Here is a 7,142-nt window from a genome sequence, read left to right on the forward strand (position 1 = left end):
CGTTGCGGGGGTCAGGGGTGCGTCATGCGACGGACGTCGAGGGCGGCGTCCAGGTCCGCGGCGCTGATCCGGCCGGCGTCGACGTGCCCGCGGGCGATGACCACCTCGCGGATGGTGCGCTTCTCCTTCAGCGCCTGCTTCACCACCGCGGCTACCTCCTCGTAGCCCAGCGCGTGGTTCAGCGGGGTCGCGATGGACGGGGAGGATTCGGCCAACTCGAGGCAGTGCTCGACGTTCGCGGTGATGTCCGCGACGCAGCGCGCGGCAAGTAGTCGGCAAGCGTTGGCCAGCAGGCGGATCGAGCCGAGGGTGTTGCGGGCCAGCACCGGCAGCATGACGTTGAGCTCGAAATTGCCTGCCGCACCGGCGAAAGCGACCGTCGCGTCGTTGCCGATCACCTGCGCGCAGACCATGGATACGGCCTCCGGGACCACCGGATTCACCTTGCCCGGCATGATTGACGAGCCTGGCTGCAGGTCCGGCAGGTTCAGCTCGCCGAGCCCGGTTCGCGGCCCGGAGCCCATCCAGCGCAGGTCGGTGCAGATCTTGTAGAGCCCGACCGCGATGGTGCGTAACTGGCCGGACAGTTCGACCAGGCCGTCGCGCGCGCCCTGCGCCTCGAAGTGGTCCGGCGCCTCGGTCAGCGGCAGGCCGGTCACCTGCGCCAGGTCCGCAATGACCTTGGCGGCGAAGCCGGGCGGGGTGTTGATACCGGTGCCCACCGCGGTGCCGCCCAGCGGCAACTCGGCGAGCCGGGGGAGCGCGGCGTGCAGCCGTTCGATGCCGTAGCTCGCCTGCGCCGCGTACCCGCCGAATTCCTGACCCAGCGTCACGGGTGTGGCGTCCATCAAGTGGGTGCGCCCGGACTTGACCACGTCGACGTACTCCGCTGCCTTGGCGCCCAACGCCGCGGCCAGCACCTGCAGGGCCGGCACCAGGTCGTGCACGACCGCGTCGGTGGCGGCCACGTGGATCGAGGACGGGAACACGTCGTTGGACGACTGCGAGGCGTTGACGTGGTCGTTGGGGTGCACCGGGGCGCCGAGTCGCTCGGTGGCCAGCGTCGCGATCACCTCGTTGGCGTTCATGTTCGACGAGGTGCCCGACCCGGTCTGGAAGACGTCGACAGGGAACTCCGCGTCCCACTGATTGGCGGCCACCTCCCCGGCCGCCGCCACGATCGCTGCGGCGCGTTCGGAGTCGAGCACCCCGAGTTCGGCGTTGACCCGCGCCGCGGCCGCTTTGATCAGTCCCAACGCCCGGATATGAGCCGGTTCCAGCCGCTCGCCGGAGATCGGGAAGTTCTCCACCGCCCGCTGCGTCTGTGCCCGCCACTTCGCTGCGGCGGGCACCCTGACCTCACCCATCGAGTCGTGCTCGACCCGGTACTCCGTCTGCGTCATGGGTCCATGCCTACCCCACGGGCGGCAGGGCTCAGCCGAGTGCCTTCGGGTCCTGCCGCCCGGCCGGCGCCCGGAACTCGATCCGGGCCACCCACCCCGGACCTTGGCGCACCAGTGAGCGATGGCTGATGCACGGCGCGGCGGCCGCTCGGCAGGACGGCAGCACACCGGTCCACTCGCCGTCGCCGTCACGTCCCATGCGGTAACCGGCGCCGGTCCGGAACCGGTACGGCGCGGCGAAGCAGATCTGCAGCCGGCGCAGTTGTGCAGCGGCCCCGGCGCGGCCCAGAGACTGACGGGTGGTCAGCGTCCCGGCCTTGTGCCAACTGCGGCCCGCGCTCGCGTCCCGGAACCCGAACGCCACCCAGTCGTCGGTCACCGGTGTGTACCCAGGACAGGAGGGGTGCGAACCGCCGTACAAGGTCCCGAACAAGGTGGCGCTCTCGTTGCCGCCGCTCGCGCTGATCGTGAACACAGTGTTTGCTCCGGGCGGCGGGTTCACGCTGCAGATCCCGGCCAGCGGACTGCACACCATCTGGTCGGTGTCCGGCCGCTGCCGGTCCGGGTCGTTCGAGGCGTCGACGCCGGGATCGTTGCTCGACGTCCCGTGGTGCCCGGCCGGCGGCGGTGGGTTGATCGGCGGTGTGTTGCCCGGGAAGACGACCTGCACCTGCCCGCCCTGGCCGAGGGCGGCGATGTGGACCCGCTTGTGCTTCGGCGGGTCAGGCTTGGTCAGTGAGGCCGGGACCGCGATCGCCTTGGGCGCGGCGGCGGGGGTGGGAGGAGCGCTGCGGTGCGGCTTGGCGTCGTGCTTCGCGTGCCTCGCCGCGTGGGCCTGGCGGATCACTCCGGCCTCCTCCGGAACGCACCCGGTCGCCCCGGTCTGCGGGTACTGGCAGCCGCCACCCCCGCCACCGCCGTCTGTACCGGAACCGCCGCCCACGAAGCCGCCGCCACCACCGCCACCGCCGTCTGTGGTGTAGTCGCTGCCGCCGCTCGGGAACCCGCCGCCCGGCGCCCCACCGTTATTGCCGGAGAGCCCGCCCGAGGTGCCCGGGCTCGGTTGCCCGTCCTCGGACGCGGCGCCCTGTCCGCCGTCGCCGCCACGTCCGCCCGGGCTGGTGGACGATCCGCCGCCGCCACCGCCGCCGCCCCCGGCCACCGCCAGGACGGAGTTCTGGTCGAACTGCCCCTCGGACAGTTCGTCGGTGCTCATCACGAAGGTGGCACCGCCCCCACCCCCGCCTACGCAGCTGGTGCCGCTGGCCGGGGCCCCGCCGTCTCCGCCGGTGACGACGCCTTCGTCGAACCCTCCGCTCAGCCCGCCGGATCCGGCTTCGCCGGAGCATGCGTTCGAGCCCCCGACCGAGCCGATGTACAGGAAGAGCTTTCCGGAGGCCGGCTTGACGACGGTGACCGTCCAGGTGCCGCCGGCACCGCCCGCACCACCGGCCGCGGTGCTGCTGCCGCCGCTGCCACCGTCGGCCCCACGCATGATCAGCTTGGCCGAGGTGACCCCGGCCGGGAAGTCGACCTCCCCGACGTTGCCCTGGTCGGCGTAGGTGCAGCCGGTGGCGCAGGGGACTGTCGTGGCCGACCCGGCGGCACGGGCAGTGCCGACGGCCGGCAGTCCGAGCCCGGCGGCGGCCAGCACTACGGCTAATCCTGCGTGCGTGAAGAGCCGAGGGGCCTGTGCGGTCATGCCTGCTCCTGGGGACACACCGGTGGTTTCCGCAGCGTGACAGGCAGCGGGGCGTGGCCGGTGGACCCAGAGGGGTGTGTCGCACTGTCAGGAAGACCAGGCGCCCGGAACTTTCAACGGCGTCTCGGTGAAGGAGATACCCAGCACCATGCCGAGCCGGACGAAGCAAATCGACGTGGCGATTGCCCGTCCGGCCGACACGAACGGCTACTCCGCCGCGGCGTCCAGTGCTTCGGCCACCCGGCGGTGGGCGGCCCAGATCTCCTCGGGGAGTCCGGGGAACTGCTCCAGGTGGGTCTGGCGATGGCCCATCTCCTGACGCCAGCGCGCGACGTCGATCGACAGGAGCTTGTCCAGGTCGCCCGGCGCCAGTTCGACGTCGGTCAGGTCCAGCTCCTCGGCGGTGGGAACGATGCCGACCGGAGTCTGACGCCCCGTCACTTCACCGTTCTTCAGTGCGAGCAGCCACAGCAGCGGCCGTAGGTTGTCGCGGTACCCGGGCCACAGGAAGTGGCCGTCGGGGCCGCGCTGGAACCAGTTGACGTGGGCGAAGATCGGCTTCTCGGCGGCTGCGCCGATGATCTTCAGCCAGTGCGCCGCGTAGTCCGCCTCGGGGTAGGACAGGAACGGGCGCATCGACATCGGGTCGTAGCGCAGCTGGCCCTCGACGCCCTCGGCGGCGAAGGTGGCCTCTGCACCGAGTGTCAGCCCGTCGTAAACGCCCTCGGCGACGTCGTGAATCGCGCGGATCAGCGGCTCCCGGTCGCGGGTGCGGCCGCCGAAGATGATCGCGTCGATCGGCACACCCTTGGGGTCCTCGAAATCCGTGGCGATGTTCGGCACCTTCGACAGCGTGGTGGTGAACCGGCTGTTCGGGTGCGCCCAGGGCTCGCCCTCGCGTTCCCGATCGGCGATCGGGGTGCCCTTCCAGTCCAGCCAGCCGTGCACGTCGGCGGGCGGGTTCGGAGTGCGACCCTCCCACCAGACCTGCTGGGTGTGCGGGTTGTAGGCGACGTTGGTGAAGATCGCCCCGGTGCCCGGCTCGATCGAACCGAGCGCGGTCGGGTTGGTGGACTCGTTCGTGTCCTTCGCGACGCCGAACACACCGAACTCGGGGTTGATGGCGTAGAGCTTGCCGTCGTTCTCGTCGACCCACAACCAGGCGATGTCATCGCCGTAGAACTCGACGTGGTAGCGGTCGCCGAGGTCGTCCGGCGCCAGCATCATCGCGAGGTTGGTCTTGCCGGACGCCGAGGGGAATCCGCCGCAGATGTGGTACTTGCGGCCGGTTTGCTTGTCGGTGATGCCGATCAGCATGAACTGCTCGGAGAGGAACTCACCCGAGGCCCAGCCGTCGTAGGACGCCTGCCGCAGCCCGTGCGCGATCTTGCCGAGCAGCGCGTTGCCGCCGTAGGACGAACCGAAGTGCAGGATCGTGCGCTCGTCGGCGACGGTCACGAAGTAGCGCTGATCATTCTCGGTGCCCTGCCCGAGGTTCTCCAGGTCGCCGGTGACGTGAACGGCCCGGACGAAACTGTTCGGCTCGGCCAGCGCGTCGAGGTACTCCGCGCCGACCCGCGCCATCCGGATCATGTGCAGCACAACCGGACGGCAGTCGGTCAGCTCGACGCCGGCGGCGAACCGCTCGAGCGGCGAGCCCGGCTGCGACATCAGGTACGGGATCACGTACATCGTCTTGCCGGCCGAGGCGCCGCGCATCCGATCCTTCTGGATCTTGGTCATCTCGGCGGACGGTCGCCAGTTGTTGTACGTGCCGCGCTCGCGCTCAGAACCGGTGGCCACGATCGTGCGCTCCTCGGAGCGCGCGGTGTCCTTGTGGTAGCTGCGGGAGTAGTAGAGCCCGTCACCGGCCGGCTCGAGTTCGCCGGCGGCGAGCGCCTCGGCGACCAGGCGGCTGTCGTCGGCGGCGGAGACCACCTCTACGTTCGCTGCACCTGTGTGCTCTGCCCAGTACTTGACGTACTCGCGGACGTGCGGGTTCTTGAGCCCAGCCGCATCCAGCGCGGCTTCGACATCGGCCACCGTGCTCAGCTCTCTCTCGTCCTTCGCTCGGTCGGGCGTCACCACGCCAAAAAGGCGCGGACGCCACGGCATTCAGGGTTTCAGACCGTGCTGGTGGTTACGCCGGGGGGTCCACGGGCTGATCGTCTGTGCAGATCGCCCTGGCAGTCCTGCGGTTCGACGGGACCGATGCCGTGCGACGGGGCGAGAAAGTGTTCGCCGGCCGCTGTCGGCATGCGCCCGGCGAATCTGGTGGCACGACGGGTCGCACCAGATCCTACCTGGTGCGGGGACCGGCGCCGTCCCGGTCGGGTGCGCTGCCAGGTTCACGCCGACCGTTCGCATCGGGTGAGGCTCTGCCGACCGGTCGGGGGCAATTCGGGACATCAGGTGGCGAATCCGTCTCGATCGGGCATAATCAACCGACAACTTACTGGCGGTAAAGACCTGGAGGGTCTCGTGCGACGGCTTCTGAGCACCGGCCTGGCGGCGATGCTGACGGTCGCGCTGACCGGTATCGGCGGAAGCGCCGCCCAGGCAGCCGGCGACCCGGCCGACACCCCGTGCACCGCCGAGCTCACGGTCGACCTCGACCCGGGCGTCTCGCTGCAGCCGTCGTCCGGCTCGTTCCACACCGAGGGTCAGGACGGTTCGCTGACCTGCAGCGGCCCGGTCGACGGCCAGACCCCGGTCGCCGGGGGGAAGGGCGGGGCAGTCGGCCGCTACGGCATCGACTCCCCGAACTCGTGCTCCAAGCTCGACGGGAAGCTGGAGTTCACGATCACCGCGAGCCTGCCGACCGAGCACGGGCAGATCAACTTCACCGACCACGGCACCGGCGAGTACGGCCCGGGCGAGGGCAGCTGGTTCTTCGGCGGGTCCTTCAAGGGCCAGAAGACCTACGGCACCTACAAGCTGACGCCGGTCGGCGGCGACTGCCTGGTCCGCCCGGTCAGGCAGCTCTACATGCAGGTCACGGCCTGGGTCGTGAACGGCAAGGCGGACACCGAGGCGGCCTCGCGGATGACCCTGGCGCGCTGAGCCTCACCGGCTTGCCGGCGTCCGTCGGTGCCGTTCGAAGCTGGCGTGCACTGTGACATTGGTTCACTCGCTGCGCTCGCTCACGCGAGGAGGTCGTCGGTCTCGCGCTGCCGAACGCTCAGCGCGACGGCCGACTCCGCGGCCAACGCCCCGACGAAGCCCGGGCCCGGATCGAGGTCCCACAGCTGCGGCCCACCCGCGGGCGCAGCCAGGGAATCGGCAGGCACCTCGCGCAGCGGCACGGTCAGTCCCTTGCCGGACGCCTTGAGCATCGCCTCCTTGCGGGTCCACAACCGTAGGAAGCCGGCGGCGCGGTCGGCCGGGTCGAGGCCGTCCAGCAGCTTGCGCTCGCCCGGCGTCAGCGTCTCCGCCTCCAGGGCGGGGTCCGGTCGCAGCCGGGAGAGGTCCTCGACGTCGATGCCGACCGGGACCGTGGCCACCGCGATCCCGACCCGGCCGCGGGAGTGGGTCAGCGAGAACTCCAGCCCGCCCCCGATCAGGCGCGGCTTGCCGTGATCGGCCCCGCACTCCGGGCAGGTCCGGTCCAGCCGGATCGAGGCGGGCGGCCGGTCGAGCAGTCGACCGAGCACCAGCCGCAGCAGCGCGTGCGCGGTCGCGTGCGCCGCCCGGTCCTCCGGCCGCCGCAGCCGAAGGTGCCGGGCCTGCTCCGCATCGTCGAGCAGGCCCAGCACCGCGGTGTTGGGTTCGGCCGGGGTGCCCCACCAAACCTGCACCGATCCCTCGATCGACGCATCGGTGCGGGTGGACACGGCCGCAGATTAGCCCGCCTGTCGACGCAGCGCGGTGCGGCGCCGGCTGACGGCTCGTTGGGTCGGCGTCTCGTCGATGTTGTCCAGGACGTCCTGGCCGTAGAGCTCCTGGACCCAGTTGGTCTGGTAGACGGTGTCCAGGTAGCGCTCACCCAGATCCGGGGCCAACGCCACCGCGGTCATCCCCGCCGTGCCGTTCGCGGC

General features: G+C 70.8%; 6 protein-coding genes. 1 reads left to right on the forward strand and 5 read right to left on the reverse strand.

The features are described from left to right. Positions 1-11 precede the first annotated feature (11 nt). The 3 genes from VHU88_19955 to VHU88_19965 all read right to left on the reverse strand — a co-directional run bounded on the left by VHU88_19955 (position 12) and on the right by VHU88_19965 (position 5,193). A complete protein-coding gene (locus tag VHU88_19955) occupies positions 12-1,403 on the reverse strand; it encodes a class II fumarate hydratase (GenBank protein HEX3613973.1) in 1,392 nt (463 codons plus the stop codon). 31 nt (positions 1,404-1,434) lie between these two features. Further along, complete coding sequence (locus tag VHU88_19960; protein HEX3613974.1) at positions 1,435-3,105, reverse strand: glycine-rich protein; 1,671 nt, start codon at positions 3,103-3,105, stop codon at positions 1,435-1,437. Positions 3,106-3,312: 207 nt separating this feature from the next. After that, a complete protein-coding gene (locus tag VHU88_19965) occupies positions 3,313-5,193 on the reverse strand; it encodes a phosphoenolpyruvate carboxykinase (GTP) (GenBank protein HEX3613975.1) in 1,881 nt (626 codons plus the stop codon). A 393-nt stretch (positions 5,194-5,586) separates the two neighbouring features. On the opposite strand from VHU88_19965, the gene VHU88_19970 reads away from it, so the two are divergent. Further along, positions 5,587-6,168 (forward strand): hypothetical protein, encoded by a 582-nt coding sequence (locus tag VHU88_19970; GenBank protein ID HEX3613976.1) that lies wholly within the window; start codon positions 5,587-5,589, stop codon positions 6,166-6,168. An 80-nt stretch (positions 6,169-6,248) separates the two neighbouring features. On the opposite strand, the gene VHU88_19975 is transcribed toward VHU88_19970, so the two are convergent. Continuing rightward, a complete protein-coding gene (locus VHU88_19975; protein HEX3613977.1) occupies positions 6,249-6,938 on the reverse strand; it encodes a 4'-phosphopantetheinyl transferase superfamily protein in 690 nt (229 codons plus the stop codon). Positions 6,939-6,947: 9 nt separating this feature from the next. Next, positions 6,948-7,142 (reverse strand): hypothetical protein (locus tag VHU88_19980; protein HEX3613978.1); only part of this gene is annotated, 195 nt, incomplete at its 5' end.

The sequence above is a fragment of the Sporichthyaceae bacterium genome (assembly GCA_036269075.1).
GTDB lineage: Bacteria > Actinomycetota > Actinomycetes > Sporichthyales > Sporichthyaceae > DASQPJ01.